The 18,994-nt window shown below is 55.8% G+C and carries 16 protein-coding genes and 1 pseudogene; 13 read left to right on the top strand and 4 right to left on the bottom strand.

All coding sequences use genetic code 11. The features are described from left to right. Window positions 1–224: 224 nt before the first annotated feature. Window positions 225–785 carry a YSC84-related protein gene (locus tag KGA98_RS08215; RefSeq protein WP_223502017.1) on the bottom strand — a complete coding sequence of 187 codons (561 nt, stop codon included), beginning with the start codon at window positions 783–785 and terminating at the stop codon, window positions 225–227. Between the two features lie 314 nt (window positions 786–1,099). Here KGA98_RS08215 and KGA98_RS08210 point away from each other — a divergent pair, with 314 nt between their 5' ends. The 5 genes from KGA98_RS08210 (at window position 1,100) to KGA98_RS08190 (ending at window position 7,515) form a co-directional block, all read left to right on the top strand. Then, a complete protein-coding gene (locus KGA98_RS08210) occupies window positions 1,100–1,798 on the top strand; it encodes a potassium channel family protein (RefSeq protein ID WP_154861907.1) in 699 nt (232 codons plus the stop codon). Window positions 1,799–2,311: 513 nt separating this feature from the next. Next, a complete protein-coding gene (nirB, locus tag KGA98_RS08205) occupies window positions 2,312–4,873 on the top strand; it encodes a nitrite reductase large subunit NirB (protein WP_223502016.1) in 2,562 nt (853 codons plus the stop codon). Further along, window positions 4,873–5,259, top strand: a complete 387-nt coding sequence (gene nirD / locus KGA98_RS08200; RefSeq protein ID WP_223502015.1) for a nitrite reductase small subunit NirD — start codon at window positions 4,873–4,875, stop codon at window positions 5,257–5,259. The genes nirB and nirD overlap by 1 nt, the downstream gene beginning before the upstream one ends. 101 nt (window positions 5,260–5,360) lie before the next feature. After that, entirely contained in the window at window positions 5,361–5,801 is a 441-nt protein-coding gene (locus tag KGA98_RS08195; RefSeq protein ID WP_090456003.1) for a CBS domain-containing protein, read from the top strand. A 94-nt stretch (window positions 5,802–5,895) separates the two neighbouring features. Beyond that, a complete protein-coding gene (locus KGA98_RS08190) occupies window positions 5,896–7,515 on the top strand; it encodes a methyl-accepting chemotaxis protein (protein ID WP_223502014.1) in 1,620 nt (539 codons plus the stop codon). A 66-nt stretch (window positions 7,516–7,581) separates the two neighbouring features. On the opposite strand, the gene KGA98_RS08185 is transcribed toward KGA98_RS08190, so the two are convergent. Continuing rightward, window positions 7,582–10,902: an Ig-like domain-containing protein gene (locus tag KGA98_RS08185; RefSeq protein ID WP_223502013.1), complete on the bottom strand. Its 3,321-nt coding sequence runs from the start codon at window positions 10,900–10,902 to the stop codon at window positions 7,582–7,584. Between the two features lie 299 nt (window positions 10,903–11,201). Between KGA98_RS08185 and KGA98_RS08180 the strand changes: the two are divergent. Both KGA98_RS08180 and KGA98_RS08175 read left to right on the top strand, forming a co-directional pair. Then, window positions 11,202–11,408, top strand: a pseudogene (locus KGA98_RS08180) (oxidoreductase); the annotation flags it as partial. A 17-nt stretch (window positions 11,409–11,425) separates the two neighbouring features. Further along, on the top strand, window positions 11,426–11,968 hold the full coding sequence (locus tag KGA98_RS08175; RefSeq protein ID WP_159390145.1) for a histidine phosphatase family protein: 543 nt from the start codon (window positions 11,426–11,428) through the stop codon (window positions 11,966–11,968). Window positions 11,969–12,054: 86 nt separating this feature from the next. Here the strand turns inward: KGA98_RS08175 and KGA98_RS08170 are convergent, their stop codons facing one another. Next, on the bottom strand, window positions 12,055–12,522 hold the full coding sequence (locus KGA98_RS08170) for an NUDIX hydrolase (RefSeq protein ID WP_223502012.1): 468 nt from the start codon (window positions 12,520–12,522) through the stop codon (window positions 12,055–12,057). A gap of 476 nt (window positions 12,523–12,998) precedes the next feature. Here KGA98_RS08170 and KGA98_RS08165 point away from each other — a divergent pair, with 476 nt between their 5' ends. The 6 genes from KGA98_RS08165 (at window position 12,999) to KGA98_RS28430 (ending at window position 18,365) form a co-directional block, all read left to right on the top strand. Then, window positions 12,999–13,436, top strand: coding sequence for an Imm70 family immunity protein (locus KGA98_RS08165; RefSeq protein WP_223502011.1), 438 nt, complete (start codon window positions 12,999–13,001; stop codon window positions 13,434–13,436). A gap of 686 nt (window positions 13,437–14,122) precedes the next feature. Continuing rightward, window positions 14,123–14,371, top strand: coding sequence for a hypothetical protein (locus KGA98_RS08160; RefSeq protein WP_223502010.1), 249 nt, complete (start codon window positions 14,123–14,125; stop codon window positions 14,369–14,371). Between the two features lie 860 nt (window positions 14,372–15,231). Further along, window positions 15,232–15,978 (top strand): ankyrin repeat domain-containing protein, encoded by a 747-nt coding sequence (locus KGA98_RS08155; protein WP_223502009.1) that lies wholly within the window; start codon window positions 15,232–15,234, stop codon window positions 15,976–15,978. A gap of 470 nt (window positions 15,979–16,448) precedes the next feature. Beyond that, on the top strand, window positions 16,449–16,829 hold the full coding sequence (locus KGA98_RS08150) for a hypothetical protein (RefSeq protein WP_223502008.1): 381 nt from the start codon (window positions 16,449–16,451) through the stop codon (window positions 16,827–16,829). Window positions 16,830–17,114: 285 nt separating this feature from the next. Further along, window positions 17,115–18,071, top strand: coding sequence for a hypothetical protein (locus KGA98_RS08145; RefSeq protein WP_223502007.1), 957 nt, complete (start codon window positions 17,115–17,117; stop codon window positions 18,069–18,071). Between the two features lie 171 nt (window positions 18,072–18,242). Beyond that, a complete protein-coding gene (locus tag KGA98_RS28430) occupies window positions 18,243–18,365 on the top strand; it encodes a hypothetical protein (protein ID WP_263287819.1) in 123 nt (40 codons plus the stop codon). Between the two features lie 58 nt (window positions 18,366–18,423). Here KGA98_RS28430 and KGA98_RS08140 read toward each other — a convergent pair whose 3' ends face one another. After that, entirely contained in the window at window positions 18,424–18,720 is a 297-nt protein-coding gene (locus KGA98_RS08140) for a hypothetical protein (protein ID WP_223502006.1), read from the bottom strand. Window positions 18,721–18,994 lie beyond the last annotated feature (274 nt).

Below are 18,994 nucleotides of genomic sequence, written 5' to 3'. Positions count from 1 at the left end.
TTAAGGCCTACCTAAAAACTGAAAAGTCATTATCAGGATTCGGTCATTCAATGTTTAGACCTGGATCAATGAACGGTCGAAACAGCCTTGCTCGTCCAGATGGCTTCCCAACCATCAGGTGCGTCTGTGCGCCAGGAGTGAGGACAGCCTAGCCTGAAGGGGAAACCCCATCCGGGTTGGCATAGGCCGCCATCACGCTCCCGATGGCCAGTCAGACGGTGACTTCAGCGCTTGATCAGAGAAATCTTCGTCCCCTCGATACTGACCCCCGCCATTAACCCTTGCTGGTCGAAGATAAACGCGTAGGCGTCGTCTTTGAGCGTCGAGCTGGACAGGTTCTTCGCAACTCCTTCATCCACAAACACAACTGTTGGCCCTACACCGATTTCCCAGCCCTTGGTTTCAGCGACATATTTCACGGCTTTATCGGTCATCAGGAAAACCACATAGCCGTACGACTGGGCGCCGGCCTGCAGCCCCCATGAACCGCTGACGGAGTTGTAGTAGTTCTCGACTTTCGTGCCCTTCATTAAAACGCCTTCGCCATAACTGCCGCCGAATACAAGTCCTGCCTTGATGATGTTCGGGAAGACCAGCACAGCCTTGGCTTGGTGCGAGATGGTTTCGGAGAATGGATTGGTCTTGTAGAGCGCCTGCAACGCTTGCCGAGCGTCGGCATTCAGATCCTCGGCGGTGGCCGCTGCGGCATTGTTCAGGAAACCGGCCGATGCCAATGTTGCAATCGCGAGGAAGAACGACAGGAAGAACTGCATTGATCGAGTCATTTGCGTACTCCGCTGAGGGAGCAGGGGATGAGAGCAGCGGCAAGTGCCTGCGTCACGCAGGAACCGAACCCGCTGAGGTTATCCGGCGCACCCTGAAATGTGTGAATTGCAGGCTGCGCTCGTGAAAGAACCGGGCTCTGGGCCACTGATCGTTTGCGCTGCCATCAGCTGTTATGACCACTGCGTATCGGCCGGGTTCGCTGTCAGTTTTGCTTCTGGCCGATGGTTTTCCGCCTCGCATGCATTCGCGACTAGAATTTCACTGCCAACCATTCTTGAGCAAGATCAGTTTTTTCGCCCTCCGGGAACCAGATATGACAAATTCTCAAGATAAAGCCGAATCCGACGCGGATTTAGCTCAAATGGTTATAGGGCTAGGGCCCTGCACTTATCTGTTGTTGCTCTTGCTAGGGTTGATCCTCCTGTTTCCCTTTCTTGAGGAGGGGCTGATTGCTCGCATGTTGCTCGGCATTCTGTTTTCGGCCGTGCTGCTCGTGGGTGCTTTCGCCACCCGGCAGACCCGGCGGGGCTTCATCCTCAAACTGTGCCTGGCGTTGCTTGGGATTTGTCTTCAATGGGCGGCCTTGTGGACCGAGAGTGTCGCGACGCTTGAACTTGCCGGGATCACCTATGCGGCGTCTCTTGCGGTTTCGTTCAGCGGAGTGCTTCGCTACCTTCTCAAGCGCGGGCCAATTACAGCCGACAAGCTTCATGGCGCGCTTGCGGGCTACATCATGCTGGCCTTCGTTTGGTCCTTCATCTATGCCCTGGTCGAGATTTCCGCCGCGGGCTCATTCGGCCCTGGCAACTTCGATTTCAGACAACCCGGCACTTTCTTCAAACTGATCTATTTCAGCTTCACGACACTCACGACCACCGGTTACGGGGATGTTATCCCGTTGACCAACCACGCCCGCTCACTGGTGATGGTCGAAGAATTTTCAGGCGTCTTTTACGTGGGGGTCGTGATAGCGCGGCTTGCCGGCATTTATCCGTCGCATCAGGCCAGGTGACGCCCGATTTGCCTGGGCCACCACCGGCCTTCCGCTGCCCCGGTATTTATTGGGTCAAATGACTTTAACGATCCATGGATTACCGGAAACAGGCTTGAGTGCTGACGAGCTGTGGAATCGAACGGTCCATGCACTTTTATAAAGCGCCATGCCTAACAACGTGCACCAGTCGGAAGCGCCGCAAAGCGCTATCGCCTGCGGTAACTCCAGCGTCGTGACAATCCCCCCAGGCTCAAGAGTCAGTGTTTCCAGATAGTTGAAGTCTCTGTGTCGCTGGCTGGCACAAAGGCTGCAAGGCTGACTTCAGGTCCACCTGGAACGCATTCGTGTGGACAGCCCCCTCGGTCAACGACGATCGATTGGCCGGACAGGTCGTGGGCAGCATCGGTGGATCAGGCATAGATGCCTGGTTTGTACACCGCAAAAGAACAGGCAAAGACGCCTGGAACCGAAAGGTTTCAGGCGTTTTTTTTTGCTTTTAAAACCGTGATTGGCTCGGGCTGGGTGCTTTCTATGAATTCCAATGTTGCCACGTTGAACAAGATGCAAACGCTGATCGTGATCGGTAATGGCATGGTCGGACATCATTGTGTCGAACAGCTGATCGAGCGTGGAGCGCTTGACCATTACCGGCTGCACGTCTTCAGTGAGGAGCCGATGCGCGCCTATGACCGTGTGCATCTTTCCGAGTACTTCTGCGGTCGTGATGCCGAGTCGCTGGCGCTGTCCGATGCGTCGCTTTACCAGACGCCCGGCGTTACGCTGCACTTGGGTGTGCCGGTATTGGAAATCGACCGCGCCCGTCGCCAGGTGGTCACCTCGCAAGGTTGCGTCTCGTATGACAAATTGGTGCTGGCCACCGGTTCTTATCCGTTCGTTCCGCCAATCGAAGGCGCCGAAGGTGAATCGCGCCTGGTCTATCGCACCCTGGAAGACCTCGATGCCATTCGGGCTGCGGCGGCCAATGCCCGGCGCGGCGTGGTAGTCGGCGGTGGCTTGCTGGGGCTGGAAGCCGCGAACGCGTTGAAGAGCCTGGGCCTTGAAGCCCACGTGGTGGAGTTCGCGCCGCGCCTGATGCCGGTACAGCTGGATGACCTCGGTGGCCAGGCGCTCAAGGCGCAGATCGAACGATTGGGCGTCGGTGTACACCTGTCCCGCGCCACGCAATCGATCAGTGCGGGCGAGCAGTACCGCTATCGCATGAATTTCGCCAATGACGAATTCCTTGAAACCGACCTGATCGTGTTTTCCGCCGGTATCCGCGCTCAAGACGCGCTGGCTCGTCGATGCGCGCTGGAGATCGGTCCGCGCGGTGGCGTGGTGATCGACGACACGTGCCTAAGTTGCGACCCGAACATCTACGCCATCGGTGAATGCGCTTCATGGAACGGCAGCCTGTTCGGCCTGGTCGCACCGGGCTACCAGATGGCGCGCAGCGTCGCGGCCCGTCTGTGCAATGAAGTCGCCGAGCCGTTCACCGGTGCCGACATGTCGACCAAGCTCAAGCTGCTGGGGGTGGATGTCGGCTCCATCGGCGACGCCCACGGCAACACCCCGGGCGCGCGCAGCTATCAATTCATCGACGAAACCAGCGCCAGTTATCGCCGCCTGGTGGTGGATGCGAGTGGCAAACACGTCCTCGGTGCAGTGCTGGTCGGTGACAACAGCTATTACGACACCCTGCTGCAATACATGCAGAACGCCATTGCCTTGCCGTCGGAACCGGCCAGCCTGATTCTGCCGTCCTCCGAAGGCGCGCCGACCCTGGGCCCGGGAGCGCTGCCCGAGTCGGCCACGGTGTGCTCATGTCATAACGTCACCAAGGGCTCCATTTGTTCGGCCATCGACGGCGGCTGTACGGACCTGGGCCAGCTCAAGTCGCAGACCAAGGCTTGCACCGGTTGCGGCGGTTGCGCCGGCCTGCTCAAGCAAGTGTTCGAGCATGAGCTGATTGCCCGCGGCGTCAGTGTCGACAAGAGCCTGTGCGAACACTTCGCCTATACCCGTCAGGAGCTTTATGCGCTGGTACGGGTAGAGGGAGTGATCACCTTCGAAGAACTGTTGGCCAAACATGGCCGTGGCCACACCGGTTGCGACGTCTGCAAACCGGCGGTGGGCTCGATCCTCGCCTCGTGCTGGAACCAGCCGATCATGGACACGTCGCTGGTGCCGTTGCAGGACACCAACGACACCTTCATGGCCAACATGCAGAAAAACGGTACGTACTCGGTGGTGCCGCGTATTCCCGGTGGCGAGATCACCGCCGACAAGCTGATCGCGATTGGCGTGGTGGCGAAGAAATACGACCTCTACACCAAAATCACCGGCGGGCAGCGCATCGATCTGTTCGGCGCTCAGTTGCATCAGTTGCCGGACATCTGGGCCGAGCTGATTGAAGCGGGTTTTGAGACCGGGCACGCCTATGGCAAATCGACCCGGACGGTGAAGTCCTGTGTCGGCAGTACCTGGTGCCGTTATGGCGTACAGGACAGCGTACAAATGGCCCTGACCATCGAAGACCGCTACAAGGGCCTGCGCTCGCCGCACAAGCTCAAGTTCGCCGTCTCCGGATGCACCCGTGAATGTGCCGAGGCGCAGAGCAAGGACGTGGGCGTAATCGCCACCGAGAAAGGCTGGAACCTCTACGTGGCCGGTAACGGCGGCATGCGCCCGCGCCACGCCGAGCTGTTTGCCACCGACCTCGATGACGCGACCCTGATTCGTTACATCGACCGCTTCCTGATGTTCTACATCCGCACCGCCGACAAGTTGCAGCGTACCTCGGTCTGGCGCGAGAGCCTGGAAGGTGGCCTCGACTACCTCAAGGACGTGATCATCAACGACAGCCTCGGGCTGGGTGAGGAGCTCGAGTCGCAGATGCAGCTGGTGGTCAACCGCTACGAGTGCGAATGGGCCAATGCCCTTAAAGACCCGGAAAAGCTCAAGCGCTTCCGCACCTTCGTCAACGATCAACGCCCGGACCCGGACATCCATTTTGTCCAGGAACGCGGTCAGCGCCGGCCGATCATGGCCGCTGAACTCCACCTTATCCCTGTCATTGAGGAGATTGTCTGATGAGCCAGTCCGATATCCAGCGAGCCTGTTCCAGTTCCTCCCTGGTCAATCCCGATGCCTGGCAAGCGGTGTGCAGCCAGGATGATCTGGTGAGTAACTCCGGCGTCGTCGTCTGGCTGGACGGTGCACAAGTGGCGCTGTTCTACCTGCCGGCTGCCGAAGGCAAGACCCTCTACGCCATCGATAATCATGACCCGCAATCCGGGGCGAATGTCATCGGTCGCGGGCTGATCGGCAGCATCAAGGGCGATCTGGTGATTGCCTCGCCACTCTACAAACAGCATTTCCGCCTTGAGGACGGCAGTTGTCTGGAGTATCCGCAGCAGCGCCTGCGGGTCTGGCCTGTGCGCCTCAACGGAGGCCAGGTGGAGGTCGCGGTGGCCTGACCACGCGGATTTCGACGCGGTCTGAACGCTCATTCAATTAATGATTCATGCCTGGCTCCGGCGGAGTCGATGATCAATGACAAACAGTATCGGAGGCTCGTATGAAAACAGCCGCACAACTGCTCAAGCTCAAGGCCGTGCAGAACCGACGGGTGCATAGCATCGCGCCAGACCAGACGGTGCTTGAAGCGTTGAAGATGATGGCCGAAAAAAATGTCGGGGCGTTACCTGTCATGGAGGAGGGGCAGGTGGTCGGCGTTATCAGCGAACGCGACTATGCGCGCAAGGTCGTTCTGCAGGGGCGCTCTTCGGTCGGTACGCCGGTCCGGGCCATCATGAGCGCGCCCGTGGTGACAGCAGACAGTCAGCAGAGTATTGAGCGTTGCATGGCGGTCATGACCGACAGTCACCTGCGCCATCTCCCGGTGGTGGAGGGCGACCAACTGATTGGCCTGTTGTCGATTGGTGATCTGGTTAAAGAAGCCATCGTCGAGCAGGCCGAACTGATCCGGCAACTGGAACACTATATTCGCGGACATTAAAGCGACCGGGGCAGGGTGGATCGAAGGCTTGTGAGTACATGCAGTTTTCAGATGTGCCGGGCGTCGGGCGGGAATTAATCAGGGAGCATATGACATGGCCAGGTTGAGTACGGCACAACGTATCGTCATCGGCTTTGCAATTGCGCCGTTGGTACTGACAGGTTTGGTGTTGTATGCGTTGCACGATCTGGCAACGCTAAAGGAACAGGCCATGCTGATCGTCAAACGGGACTGGCCGAAAATCGATCCGATCATGGTCATTGCCACAGGTGTACGGGACAACGCCAGGAACACCCGGGACTTGCTGATCGACAAAGACAATCAGCAAGTGCAAGAGGCCATCGATGCCACCAAAAAGCGTATCAGCCTGGCACTGAAAACCCTCGAGCCGCTGTTCGATCTGCCGGAAGGTAAGACCGCCTATGCTGCCCTGAAAAAGAACCGCGAGGCTTACGTCGACGCATTCACCCAGGTGCAGGTGTTGATCCGGCAAGGCGCTTTTGATGCCGCGATGGCGCAGTTGAAACAGCACGTCGTCCCTGCCGAACAGCAGGTTTATAAAAGTCTGGACGCCTTGATGGCGCTGCAAGGGCAGATCTTCGCCGACCGTGAAAGATCGGCGCAGGCGCTATACGAAGAAGCGTATCTGAACATGTTGGGGCTGCTTGTATTCTGCCTGGCCTCGGTCATCGCCGCGGCGGTCATCGTGACGCGCAGTGTCACCCGGCCCTTGGGTGGCGAGCCCGATGATGCCGCGCGGGTCTTGAGTCAAATCGCGCAGGGCGACCTGACGATTCAAGTGCCAGTGAATGCAAATGCCGACGGTAGCGTGATGATGAACATGCACCAGATGCAGCAAAGCTTGAACGCGATGGTCAGGCACATCGCCGTGTCGGTCGATCAGGTGGCCAGTTCGTCCGAAGAGCTGAGCACGGTCAGCAGTCAGACCAGCAGCAGTTTGCAACTTCAGGGCCTGGAGATCGAACAGGCTGCGGCGGCGGTCAATCAGATGACGGCGGCCGTCGACGAGGTCGCACGCAATGCCGTCAGCACCAGCGAGGCGTCCCGGGTTTCCGAGCAAACGGCACAACGCGGTCGTGAGCAAGTTCAGGAAACGGTGGCCTCGATAGGTGCACTGGCGGACGGCATGATGGATACCTCCGAACGTGTTCAGCAATTGGCCGGACGTGTACAAGACATTAGCGCGGTACTGGATGTGATTCGCAGCATTGCCGAGCAAACCAATTTGCTGGCCCTCAACGCAGCGATTGAAGCGGCTCGTGCCGGTGATGCCGGGCGTGGTTTTGCGGTAGTCGCCGATGAGGTGCGGGCGCTGGCCCATCGCACTCATGTGTCGACCCAGGAAATCGAGCAGATGATTGGCAATATTCGGCTCGATACCGGGCACGCGGTGACCGCAATGCAAAGCAGCGGTCACCTGGTGCAGACGACCCTGGAAGTCGCGCAACGCTCCGGCGAGGCACTGGAGGAGATCACCCGGTCGATCTCGCAGATCAATGAACGCAACCTGCTGATCGCCAGTGCCACGGAGGAGCAGGCCCTGGTGGCGCGTGAGGTGGACCGCAACCTGGTGGGCATTCGTGACTTGTCCGAGCAGATCGTACTGGGTGCCCGACATACCCACGCAGCCGGTCAGGAGCTGGCGCAGATGGCTGGAGTACTGCACCAGACGGTGGCGCGCTTTAAAATCTAGGCAGATTCGTTTTGCTTGTAGCAAGAGGGCCTCAAGGAGGCCCTCATCGCCAATGCCTGGTTGTACTCAGTTCGCCTTTATCGGCACTGTCACGGTTTTGCCGAAGGCCGACTTGATGGTCGCCGTCGGGTTAGGCGAGGGGCCACTGCCGGCGGTCGTCACCGCTATGTTCCAGCGCGCGCCTGTCGGTGTCTGCGTCAGGACGGCGGCGCCAAGGTTCACCGTACCGGTTGTGGTCGTGGCCGTCGCCGTGATGGTATTGCCCGTGCCACGGGAGGTGGTGCCGGACAGGACCCAATACCAGCGGCTGTTGCTGCGGGCGGTGACGGTCGCGCTGGTGACGATCAGGCTCTCGTTGATCGCTGCCGAGACCGCCACGGATACCATCGCCGGTTCCGACTCCGCGTTCCTGGCATCGCTGGCGCTATAGGAAAAGGTCGCGGTGAACGGCGCGGGGACCGTGGCCGGTGGTGTATAGGTCACACGCAGGCCATCGGTGCTGACCACGCCCTTGCCGGAGTCCGGTTGCTCCAGACCTACCACTTTAAGTGGCACGTTACCGTCAGGGTCGGTGTCGTTGGCCAGCACGTTGATGATCACCGGTTGGCCGGTGTTACTGATGGCGCTGTCGGGGTTGGCAATCGGTTTTTGGTTATCGCCGTCCTCTTCACGTCTATCGCCAGTGCGGAAAGTCGGCAGCGCCGCGGAATTGACGTAGGTGACGCCGTCCCAGCCGGGCAGGGGGGTTGGCATCAACTGGAACTGGCCGGGGTGCTCGACATCCCAACGCAGCAGCATGGAGGTGTCCTCGTGCTGAGTGTTGTGGCAATGCTCCAGGTAGGTCCCGGCGAACTCGCGGAAGCGGATCGCAATGTCCACGTCCTGCGAGCTGTCGATGCCTTCGCCGATGAGATAGACGTCTTTGCGTGCCCATTTTTCCCATTCCGGCGGCGCCTTGCCGTCACGGTTGAGGACGATACCTTCTTCGAAGTGCACGTGTACCGGGTGGCTCCAGCCGTTGCCGCCGTTCCTGATTTTCCATACTTCCAGGGTGCCGTCGCCGGAGAAGCCGGCAGGGGTCGGGCCGGTGGCCAGTTGCGGAGCGGCGCTGATGATTCGAGGGTCCATCTGGAAGCCGAAACCGCCGTCGGTCTTGATCGTCCAGGGTTCTTCGTCGGTACCGTCGGAGCGGCCGAAGGTGAACTCGCGATGCCGCGCGGCGTTGAGCTTGGCCTGCACCGTCGGGTCGTCACGGTTGAGGGTCAGCGGGATCATGGATTTACCCACCGGCTTGCCCGGCTTGGCGGGTTCGAAGTCGGCGGGGTTCATGCTCACGTCCTGGCCGGCGTAAGGCTGCACCACCATCTGCATGAACTTGCCCACCACCGGGTCGCCGTTCTCCCATTCCAGCCCTTTGCTGCCCAGCTTGAGCACCGCCTTGTACCTGCCGGACAGGACATCGGCCAGGCTCAGCGGTAAAGCCTCCGGCCCCTTGCCATCGTGGTGCTCCATCAGGTTGACGAAGTACAGCTTGTCGCCGGTGCTGATTCCGTGTTTCGAGAAGTTGACGATGATGTCGAAACGCTCGGCGATGCCCTGGCTGGGCAGGATGGCGTTGTGGTCCTGCACATCGCCGTCGGCGTCCAGGTCCATGCTGCCGTCGAACGGCACCGCGTGTTCCATGAGGTTGCCGTCGTTGGCGATCAAGTGGAACGGCACGCGGGTATAGGACAGGCCGGAGCCTGTCGGGCCGGGGAATTCGCCACCGGTGCCGACGATTTCACGCACCAGCGCGATCCTGAAGAAGCGCGACACCGAGCCGTTGAGGATGCGGAAACGATAGCTGCGCGCCCGCACGTTCAGGCGCGGCTGGTACTGCCAGTTGACCAGGATCTGGTCGCCGAGAAAACCATCGGTGTTGAACGGGTTGAACCACAGCTGGCCATTGGTATCCCAGGCCTTGTCGGCCACGGTCAGGTTCACATCGTAGTCGCGGTTGCCCCAGGGCAATGCCGAACCGCTGGGCAGGCGCAGGTTGACGCCGTCTACAAACGCTTCGTTGCCACGATCCAGGGCGCTGTAGTAGTTCATCATCGTCGCGTTGCCCTTGTAGACGTTCTGCGCGGTGAAATCGAGCATGTGGTCATGGAACCAGTGGGTGCTCATGGTTTCGCGCCAGTCGCCACGGATCTTGATGCTGCCGTTGTCGCAGGTCTTGAAGCCCGGCGTGGCATCGTTGACGAACAGGGTTTCACCCGGCGCGCAAGGGAACGCCGCGCGCGGATCCTGAGCGCTGGTGTTGATGCTGTCGTAACCGGCCAACTGGATCGGCCAGCGATAGTCGTAGTACTGCCCCGGAAAGAAAAACGCATTGGCAAAGCCGTCGCTTTCGGCCGGGGAGTGGCCGTTGTGTTCATGGGTGCTGAGGGTGTGCAGGCCGAACCCCATGTTGGCCGACGGATCGATCGGCAGGGCGTTGTAGTGGCGCATCAGCACCGGTTGGCCGTACCGCACCATCAGCAGTTTTGGCGGAAAGGTGCCGTCGAAAGTCCAGAGCGCCTTGTGGTTCTGAATCGGCATGTTGGGGTGAAAGCGGGTGTCGATGCCTTTGGTGGTGCCCGTTATGATCGGGTTGTCCGAGGTCTGGTTGTAGAGCCCGCCCGGCCCGAACTCACCGACGGCGTAGTTGTGCAACTGGCGGCGGTCGCGCATGCCGCCGTTGAGCTTGGCGCCTGCTTGAGCGGTCTTGAAGGCGACCTGAGGGTAAAACTCGTTCCAGCGCTGGTGCGACCAGCCTTTTCCTGGCGGACGACCTTCGGCCGGCGAGCCCACCGGATGGCGGTTGAGGAAGGCTTCGATCTGCGCTTTCCACGGGTTGCGGTCCAGCACGTTGGAAAACTGCGACGGAAACGGGTACAGCCCCGGCTGGCGCATGAAGGCTTCCAGCGCCGCGGCCGAAGGGCCGCTGCGGGCGATGTTGTTCGGGTCCTGCGTGGGCGCCGGGCCGACGATCGGAACCGGGAAGGTCAGGGGCGGTGCCGGCAGTGTCGGGTCGAGTTTTTCCGTGCCGAATTCTTCGAACAGCAGCAGTTGCTGAGTGTACGGCTGGGCCCCGAACAACGGGCTGGGCTTGCCGTTGGTGGGGATTTTGAAGGAAGTTTGCAAGTTTGGCGGCAGCACGTTGTCGACCGTTGGCGTGGTGCGGGTGCCGAACACGCCGTTGGGCAGGGCGTAGGCGCCCGTGTTGGCGGGTGGCATGGCCTCTATGGCATCCAGCGCAGCCTTGGGGTCGGCCGGCGGATTGGTAAACGCCGAGGGGTCCGTCGGTGGTGGCGGGCCGAAATCATCCAGCGGCGCGGCTTCTGCCGTGGCCAAGGTAAGGAACATCGCACAATGCAGGCTTGATTTGCGCAGCAAGCCGAAGGAGTCGCAAGATGGAGTCGTGCATTTCATTTTTCACCCCACGCGTGATGCCCCGTCGTCTCCAAATCCGGGGCGACAGCTGTTACGGGTACCAGGGGGTGTGCAACTAATGAGCCATTACTGTAGGGCGAAGAAAAAATTCAATCTAATTAACAATCTGTTTCTAAAGTGTTTTAAGCCAGAGAAGGGGGAGTGGGGAATATTCCTCAAGTTTGGTGGTAAACGCCTGTTTGGGTGGGTGTAATGCCCCATTTATGGCGATAGTCGCGGAGAAGGACCGCACCTTCTTCCACCACAGCAAAACTGAACAAGAGCTTGGCCTGAGTTTCCGGGCGCTAGAGCTGACAATCACCGACACGGTGGCGTGGTACCGCGATCACGATTGGTTCGAGAGTCAAACCTTAAGTTCCCGGAACCGCACTTCTTCCACATTGACCGCATACCTGAACAAGGACGTAAACATACTGTGAGTAGGGAAATAATCCTGATGCGTCACGGCCAGCCAAAGCTGGTCGCAACCGACAAAATGTCAGCGCTCGATATGAAAGACTGGATCGAGCAATACAACCAGTCCGAAATAACCGATCAACCCGTCCCGGATGCCAGCATGCAACTCGCCGCAACCGCCACGGTGATTGTCTCAAGCAGCGCGCCTCGTGCGCTGACCTCCGTCCAGGCTCTTGGCCTGAAACCCGCCCTTGTCGACGCGCTTTTCTGTGAAGCGCAACTGCCTTACGGTCACTGGAAACTGCCACGGCTATCGCCGTTTACATGGGCATTTATCCTTCGAGTCTTATGGTTGTGCGGTTACTCACGCAGAGTCGAATCCGCCGGCACTGCGAGGATGCGCGCCAGCACGGCAGCTCGACGACTTCAGTCCCTTGCCAGCGAAGGACCGGTTCTGCTGCTCGGTCATGGCTTTATGAATCGAATGATCGCCAAACAACTGGTGGCAGATGGATGGATTCGCCAAAAACGTAATGGCAGCCAGTATTGGAGTGCGACGGTGTATCAATATGGCGGTGCTTAAAAGGTGCCTGGACAGATACCTGTTGCTGCGGGTGGCGACAGGCAGAAAGTGACCAGAAGCAGGCGCTCGAAAGCCGCTTTCGAACATCAAGTCGGAGCTTCGGATGATATGTTTGTGCTTTGATCATGAGCCAATACATAACCTTGCGCTGTCAGTGTGGCAGTCAGGTACCGTAATGCTCGACGGAAGACCGGATGACAGTCGGCAAACGGCAAGTCATCGAGCGGAGCCCAAAAAAAGCTGAAGGTGTGACCATGGTCATCGAGCGTGTGATGAGTCCATTGCTCCGGTAAAAGTGCCTGCGTGTAACACAGTTGAAATGACCATATCTGGTCGAGATGCGCGGCGTCCCAGCAGCCCATATCGCTGACAACCGAGGCAGCTTCTATGCCTGATTCTTCGCTTAATTCACGCAGAGCGGTCTGAGCTGGAGTTTCACCTGTCTCGATTGTCCCTTTGACCAGTTGTACACCTGCCATTGGATGGCGGAACAGAAGGATGTGTGTGCCAGGAATACTGGAGAGGATGACCGGGCAAGCCTTGTTCGGTGACATGGCGATTTCCTTATCGGCAATGAAGCACACATCTTACGGCCTTATCCCTTGCGCGAGCGGCCAGATATTCAGATGTCCGCTTGGGGTCGACTGCTGCCCTTCGTGACAGGCAACAAACGGCCAAAAGCTGACCTTCCAACATCAATCGCCGCTGCTGTCGCGCACGTAGGACTCTGCCGTAGGCTCAGGAGTAGGATTTCGTTGGGGGCGTAGGGAGCTGCTTTAGAAATGGAGTAGGCCGCTAGCGTCAGCGCCATGTTGTGCTCGTTGATCATTTCGCGGATGCATAGATCTTGCGATACTGAATGGCATCCTGCGCTAAAAACCTGCCATTTGGCCATGTGCCAAAAAATTGTAATTGATGCGCGAGGACAAAATGTAAGCACATCCACTTTGCGCTCCATATCGACAAAAATTGAGCAGCGGAGTAAAGGGCTAATACAGGGTCAAAATATTACGGTTTGGAGGTAGTTGTTTTGACAATCGCTTTGAAGCAGGAAAATGTAATTACTGAAATTGGTCCGGGAGGGATTTTGCATTCTCTTTGCTCAACCATTGCGTACAGATTAGAGTCGGGAAAGTGGGGCGAAAAATACCCGTTAATCATGAATGGTTTGTACCAAGGGATGTTAGGGCAGAAAGATGCAGGGTTAGCTCTAGCAGAGATGCAAGCCATTAAAGAAGGGCTTTCTCAGCTAAAGCTGGATCAGGTTATATGGGATATTGAAAACCCCTTACAGCTTCCTCCTTGGGGTTTAAACGTTGGTGGCGATTTAAAAAATATAGACAGCTATTACGTCACGACATCAGGGAGAAACTTGGTGAATGAAATTATTGACAATTTGGAGTCGCTTAAGGAGTTTGGCGGTACGCTTGAAATTATTTCTTATGACGGGCGCCCCCCAGTTTTATAAAGATTATTGTTAAAAAAGCCCAGCCATGCGCTGGGCTTTTTATTTCTGCCCTTTCATTTAGCCTTGCTGCGCGAGCATGGCATCGAGCATATCGATTACAAATTTCTGTTTGGTCTTCGGCAGCTTGGCGATGCGCTCCATCTGCTGTTATAACTTCGGCGCTGACCCGCGTTTTTTGGCGGTCGCTGCCGGTGTTGTACCGATCAAATCTTCTACCGACACAGCCAGCGCCTGCGCGAGTATCGGCACGCGGCGGTGGCCCATCTCATTGGCATTCATGGGGCTAAAAGTATTCGCTTTGACCAATAGCTGTGTGCGTGTGCTGATCGGCAGTTCTGGGGCGTCAACTACCCTTCGCGACAGGCAGCAAGCGGCCAGGAGCGGACGGTGGACACAGTGATGGCAAATGGGTAGCGTCACCGATGCTGCTTTCGAATCTAGAAGGCCGCAGGGCTTGCCGTCACCATTACGGTGTTTCTCTGGGCGATGTCGCGTTTGTCGCGACCACCTCTTACCTAGACAAGGACTTACAGGACGACAAGGAACGTAATCCGACACGCCATCACGACAAGAAACGTGATATGTGGTGGTGATACACAATTTCGCTTGGAAACCTATCAATGTTGGCCGTCGATCACGTTATACCCTGACAATAGGTGATAGCCCTTATATTAAGGAGGTATTCCATGGCAAATACTTTGACTACAAATGACTCTGGATTTACTTTACTCACACAAGAATTAAGGGATTTCGGGCTGCCTGATTCATATTATTCGCTAGGGCATGAAAGAGATGAAAGAACTTGCATGATTCTTTATAAAGAAAAGTGGCTAGTCTATTTCTCTGAGCGCGGGAGTATGGAAGGTAAAAATGAGTTCGATAGTTTTGAGGGGGCTCGTGCTTATTTAATAAAAACATTGCGGCAAACCCTCTAGGGTGAAGTTGGAATTTGTTTTTTCCGCAAGCTAATTCAAAGTCAAAAAACCAGCGAAATGGCTGGGCTTTTCAACGCGAATCAGCGGGCTTAGATAGTCCTTGCCGCTTATAAATTAAGGGAGTTTCTCCACAATTGGTACATTCGCATGGTCATGTAATTCATAACGCTCTAACCATTTTTGACCACAGGACCCGCACTTAAATACCGTTTCCCACTTCTTAAAGTCGGTGTTTACTTTCTCAATAAATGGGGCAAGGTTACTTAGCTCTTCCACCTTGCTGCCATCCATTCGATCAGGCATGTTCACGCATTCGCACATATCACAGATTCCGTTCCTGCAACTCGGTGCCTAGAGCTAGTGGGAAAAAGTGGACGCAGCAGCAAGCTACCGATTTTCCACCCCCTTGTCTACCTGATCGACACTAACATCCGATTCACGCCCTGAGGAGGTCAGTCGACCTAAATCGAGGCACTCAAGGGCTTGTAGTGAAATCAAACTGGGCTCCTTCTGGCGAGTGCTGATATGTGATCGAACAGCATAGGGACAACAGCAGCTATAGTCTGGCTGAGGCGGGAAGTTACGGAAAATCGCCACAACGGCAGTGCTAAACTCTTTTGCTAAGTACCACCGTCGTATCTGGCATTGAAGTAGGACGGTTATTATCAGTTGATAAATCGGCTTCGAATTTTGGGTTCAGCTATGCGCCGAAGACCTTGGGGTGCGTATTGAGCTACCCTCGGTACAAAACGGGAAGCCAATGTCTCGCTCGGAACTGCTAATGCCACTGAATCAATTGCAGCAACACAAAGCGGCTCTGTACTACAATCACTGGAATATTTGCTTGGCGGTTCAACAAGATGATTGTCTCTAAGATGAAGTCAAAAAGCGTTCTATTAGTAGTGTGGGTTTTTTTCATGAATATGGAGCTCGCTCAAGGTTCCTTGCATCTTGGAGGCAATACGGTGTCTCAGGTTTACGAGGATGCCAAGGTTGTTGCTCTGATCAACGCCGCAACGGACGGTCGTACCAACGACGTGGAACGACTGGTCGCCCAAGGAGCCAATGTGGATGGGGTGGGAAACGATGGAACGACGCCACTCATCTGGGCGCTTAACGCTCGCAATGCCAAAGGTGTCGAAGCGTTATTGAAAGCTGGAGGAAATCCCAATCTGGCGACTGAAAAGCTAGGTGGCCTTTCGCCGATGGCCCTTGTTTCTGGTGGGGATAGCCTGGAGCTGTTGGAACTGATACTTCGTTACGGAGGAGACGCCAAGGGAACAGGACTCGGAAGGAGGATGAAACCTTTGAATCGGGCCGCTGGGGAGGGGCGATTGCAAAACGTCAAACTAATTGTGTCCGCCGGAGCAGATGTCAATGAGCATGATGAATATGGAGAGTCGGCGGCTACCACAGCCGCTGGGAGGGCGCGTTTTGAAGTGGTCGCCTGGTTGTTGGAGCATAACTACAGTTATGACCTGAACGAGCTGGCGGAAAGTGTGGAGATCCGTCGTGTGCCACCAGACTCCGAAGCACAACGCTGGAAAAACACCGTCATAGACATGCTGAAAGCCAGGGGAGTGAAATTTCCTGCCTTTATCAAATAAATACCGTGACCTGTATTTCAAATGGGGAAGGGCTGAGCCCTTCCTGGTTGACGATGATGACGGGTTTTGGCAGGTTGATGAAGGCCACGCGTCACCTACCTTCAGCCGATACATCGTTGGAAATTTTTCATTCGACGAATCCGCTTCAAAGGTCGACCCATTCGAAATAGCGCAAAAATATGCAGATACGCCTGTGCCTAGATCTTTGATTCAGGAGCCCGAAAATGCTTGGGTGGGGTATTGAGAGAGCTGATGCAGTTATTTCCCAGAGACTGCAGTCAACCGAAGCTGCCCTTGGTGACAGGCAGAAAACGGCCAAAAGCGGACGATGGACACAATGATGGCAAATTGGTAGCGTTACCGCTGCTGCTTCGAATCTAGAGGGTCGCAGGACTTTGCGTACACGGTGGCGATGAGGATAACCTCGACTTCAATAATCGCCACGTCGAGTTCAAGTGGCAGGAGCGAAATTGCACCTCTTCACCCCTAATCAAGATCAACCGATGCAAAACACTTTGAAAACTTTGGCTTGCTTACCGATGCTTTGGGCCACATTAGCCAGTGCAACTTCACCATGTACAGGTGATGGGTGCATTGACGAAGCATCGGCTTCCTTTATTGCACCATATGACTTTTTCGAGGCCAAGTGCTCTTCGGTGAATCCTGGTATGCGGGAGCGATACTATGCGGTGGCCGCCCACTTCCTACAAGATACGGATGCAGATTTCCTCAAAAATTTGCGGGCATCGGAATCCTATGCTCGTGTGTTCGCCGAGATTGAATCGAAGTCTAATATTTTAAGCTCAGACGAACTTGGCAACGCTTGTGAGGAGTTTTCGAAAGAAAACTAAGACCCAATCAATACGGATGCGCTGACGGTTAATACCAGCGTTCTGAATCTCAGCAACGGGTCGCTAGCTGCTCCTCGTCAAAGGCAACAATCGGCCAGAAGCGGTCAGTCGACATCATGGTTTAGATAGTCGACAATCGAAGATCAATGTGGGCCAAATTGTGGCAAATCCTCGTTATCAACCAGAGCGCCGGACAGCCATACGGGGCGTTCGACGGAGACGGTCAGATCGCCGATAACCGAATAGGCCGGTCCCCTATCGCGATAGATGTATACCGAGGAGAACATGGAAGCTGATTGCGCATTTCCGATTCAAACTGCGTTGCATGACTATCTAACTGCGATAGGCCTTCCTTGGAATTGCTCACGTGGCTCTCTGGAGGAGAAATTCGGAACACGACAACACGCCGCTTACAGTTGGGAGGTAATTGAGATTGTCACGCGCCTCCCATTTGTGCGTGGCTTGCTATGGCCACTTTCAGCCCAGGTTTTTCCTCAGTTTTCTGCGGCAATGCCCGCGACCGAGTTTTCAGGCCATGCCTATTTCGGGAACGATGCTCTTGAAAACCTCCAACGCACCGTAGAACAACTGCAGCCAATCCTTGGAGAGGGTAAAAAAACACGGACATCGAACACCTTCGGACATGAGTGGAAGTTTGGTCCCGCTTCGGTGGAACTGTATGTCTGGCCGCCCGAAATGCAGCGGTTTCCCGCTACTAATTCGGCCCACTTAAAAGAGCCGAGGCTAAAGGTAGCGTGCCATATAGGCGTCAAAACCGGCTATCGTCGTTCGTGCAGTGCGAAGGATAAAGTCGCGATCGAAAGCTTTGTCCCGGTGGCCCCTATCCCTGGTGACTTGTCAACGATGAGGCACGCCCAGTGCCGCCCAGCATCGCAGAGTGAACTGGAGTTCATCAGGTTACTCGATGGGAATTTCAGTACCCACTATGGATGGATCGGTCGCTCAGACGACTGTTCTGCGCTGATTTCTTTCGGTTCGGAACTCTACGTGGTGTCGATGGAAGATGTAATTCAATTTGAAGTTGTGCGGGTACGCCCCGCAAAGGGACCTGGTGGTTCATGGCTGCAGGTGCAGTGCCGAAGTAAAACGTCGGAGAAAGAACTAAAAAATCTCACGATCTGCGAGGCGGAGGGGCCTGACGATCTGAGTGAACTCACTGCAACGATAGCAAAGGCCATCGGGAAGCCATTTGAATTGCTACCTTACGCCTCCGACTGCTAAACGTGCATAAACGGTTTCCATCGATTGCTACGTTGTAAATGTCCGCTGTCGGGAATTGCGAACGTCCCTTATGGGTCGATCTCTGCCGGTCGCGACCCGCTGAAAACGACCCCTCAGGTCAGACGAGATCAAGCTGAGCCCAAGCAAGCCTCACGATTGCTAATATAAACATTGAGCCTCAAAAAGCAGCCACTCACAGCAAAAAACCTGCTGTTGCGCATCGCCAAGCTGCCGAAGACCAAACAGAAGTTTGTAATTGATATGCTCGATGCCATGCTCGCGCAGCAGGGCTGATGCAGAAATAAAAAAAACCGGTTAGCGCCGGGTTTTTTGTAGCTTTAACTAAAAGATATCAATAATTTTGCTCTAAAATTATTCGCTCAAAATCTTGAAGCAATTGAGCACCCTTTATGTCATCCCCTTGCCTATACGCCGCAAGGGACGAATTTAAGTAACTCCGCAATTGCTGCAAAACCTTTTCATCCGGAATTTTATTGGCAACAAACTGCATACCGTTGCCAATCTCTTCAAAAGCCTTTTCCAAAGTTAGCTGCTCCTCATCACGTAAATAATCTTCTTTTGGAAAATCATCCGGAGCATGAACAATAACTAATGACAAAAAATCCAATAAACCTTCGAAACTTTTCACCTAGGGCATAGTCATCTCACTTAACGAGGAAGCAACAAACTATACGAACCACCAAGCGGAGTCGGCCGGACTATCGTAATGTTTTAGCCCCCTGAAAATTTGTAAAAAAAGGTCACTTGTGGCGTTGCCTGCCACATAACGTCAATGGTGCCATCCATAATCAGATCAGCGTCGGGAACCATACCACGTGAATCGCCTCTGGGTCCGTAGACACCTTCGAGTCACAGCTTCTAGCCGAATGCAGCCCCTTGCGAGCGTCAGCAATGGGTCGACT

Origin of the sequence: Pseudomonas sp. BF-R-24 (genome assembly GCF_019947335.1) — a bacterium.
Classification (GTDB): Bacteria; Pseudomonadota; Gammaproteobacteria; order Pseudomonadales; family Pseudomonadaceae; genus Aquipseudomonas; species Aquipseudomonas jessenii.
This window is presented reverse-complemented; position numbering and strand designations above follow the sequence as displayed.

Excerpts from the sequence above, each read along its gene's own strand:
- nirB (WP_223502016.1), top strand. The coding sequence starts at position 2,312 with ATGAATTCCAATGTTGCCACGTTGAACAAGATGCAAACGCTGATCGTG.
- KGA98_RS08185 (WP_223502013.1), bottom strand. The coding sequence starts at position 10,902 with ATGTTCCTTACCTTGGCCACGGCAGAAGCCGCGCCGCTGGATGATTTC.
- KGA98_RS08155 (WP_223502009.1), top strand. The coding sequence starts at position 15,232 with ATGATTGTCTCTAAGATGAAGTCAAAAAGCGTTCTATTAGTAGTGTGG.
- KGA98_RS08215 (WP_223502017.1), bottom strand. The coding sequence starts at position 785 with ATGACTCGATCAATGCAGTTCTTCCTGTCGTTCTTCCTCGCGATTGCA.
- nirD (WP_223502015.1), top strand. The coding sequence starts at position 4,873 with ATGAGCCAGTCCGATATCCAGCGAGCCTGTTCCAGTTCCTCCCTGGTC.
- KGA98_RS08195 (WP_090456003.1), top strand. The coding sequence starts at position 5,361 with ATGAAAACAGCCGCACAACTGCTCAAGCTCAAGGCCGTGCAGAACCGA.
- KGA98_RS08175 (WP_159390145.1), top strand. The coding sequence starts at position 11,426 with ATGCGTCACGGCCAGCCAAAGCTGGTCGCAACCGACAAAATGTCAGCG.
- KGA98_RS08160 (WP_223502010.1), top strand. The coding sequence starts at position 14,123 with ATGGCAAATACTTTGACTACAAATGACTCTGGATTTACTTTACTCACA.
- KGA98_RS08145 (WP_223502007.1), top strand. The coding sequence starts at position 17,115 with ATGGAAGCTGATTGCGCATTTCCGATTCAAACTGCGTTGCATGACTAT.
- KGA98_RS08190 (WP_223502014.1), top strand. The coding sequence starts at position 5,896 with ATGGCCAGGTTGAGTACGGCACAACGTATCGTCATCGGCTTTGCAATT.
- KGA98_RS08210 (WP_154861907.1), top strand. The coding sequence starts at position 1,100 with ATGACAAATTCTCAAGATAAAGCCGAATCCGACGCGGATTTAGCTCAA.
- KGA98_RS08170 (WP_223502012.1), bottom strand. The coding sequence starts at position 12,522 with ATGTCACCGAACAAGGCTTGCCCGGTCATCCTCTCCAGTATTCCTGGC.